1 pseudogene is annotated in these 1,310 nt (G+C 60.9%); it reads left to right on the top strand.

Annotated features, from left to right (window positions below):
• Positions 1-1,310, top strand: a pseudogene (locus F0Q45_RS26035) (PPE family protein); the annotation flags it as partial.

The raw sequence follows: 1,310 nt of genomic DNA, 5'->3' as shown, positions 1-1,310 counted from the left end.
AACTCCGGCACCAACAACACCGGGCTGTTCAACTCCGGCGTCGGCAACGTTGGGCTGTTCAACTCCGGCACCGGCAACTGGGGTATCGGCAACACCGGCACCACCAACACGGGCGTCTTCAACTCTGGGGACATCAACACCGGGTTCTTCAACGCCGGCAACGTCAACACCGGTATCGGCAACCCCGGCAGCTACAACACCGGCAGCTTTAACACGGGCAGCTTCAACACCTTTGGCCTCAACCCGGGCGACTACAACACCGGCTACCTGAACATTGGCAACTACAACACCGGGCTGGCAAACTCAGGCAGCGTCAATACCGGCGCCTTCATCGACGGCAATTACAGCAATGGCCTCTTGTGGCGGGGTGACTACCAGGGCCTGTGGGGTGCCAGCTACACGATCAGCATTCCCGACACTGCGATCCCGGTGAACATGCATGTGCCGATCTATTTAGATATCCCCATCGCCGGCACGCTGGGCGTGCTAACCGTGCGGGGCTTCAGTATTCCGGCAGCCACCGTTGACTTGCAGATCGTCGGCACAGGATTCCGGGCGGTCGACGTCAGTTCCATCCAGATCCCCGACATCTCGTTCGACCTCCCTGAGATTGGCATCGAGATCGGTACCGGACCGGCCCCGTTGATTGACATCGTTGGTACCGGCGGACTGCTTCCCATCAAGATCCCGGTGATCGACATTCCAGCGGCTCCGGGCTTCGGGAACTCGACGACCACGCCATCGTCGGGATTCTTCAACGCCGGCACGGGCACCGCCTCCGGCTTCGGGAACAGCGGCGGCAACAATTCGGGCTTTTTCAACCTCGCCTCCGGCACGTCAGGAATCTCGGGCTACCAGAACCTCGGCGACTTGATGTCGGGGGTGTCAAACTTCGGCAATACCGTCTCCGGTGTCCTTAACACAAGTGCCCTCGGGCTCGCGACACCCGCCAATATCTCGGGCATCCAGAACGCCGGCAGCAACATTGCAGGCCTGCTCAACAACAGCCCGATCGCCAACCTGGGTGTGGCAAATATCGGCAGCGGCAACATCGGCAGCGGTAACGTCGGCGACAACAATCTCGGTTTCGGCAACGTCGGCTATGCCAACGTCGGCAGCGGCAACGTGGGCAGCTTCAATGTCTTCCCCGGAAACCGGGGCCTATACAACTTTGGGCCGGCAAACATCGGCGACTACAACATCGGCCCGGCGAACCTGGGCCACTACAACCTCGGCCTCGGTAACGCCGGCAGTTTCAACCAGGGCTGGGCCAACACCGGCAGCAACAACTTCGGCTTCGGCAACACCGG

This window comes from Mycobacterium simiae (assembly GCF_008370645.1).
Lineage (GTDB): Bacteria > Actinomycetota > Actinomycetes > Mycobacteriales > Mycobacteriaceae > Mycobacterium > Mycobacterium simiae_A.
The sequence above is the reverse complement of the archived record's forward strand: the minus strand, read 5'-3'. Positions and strand labels throughout refer to the sequence as shown.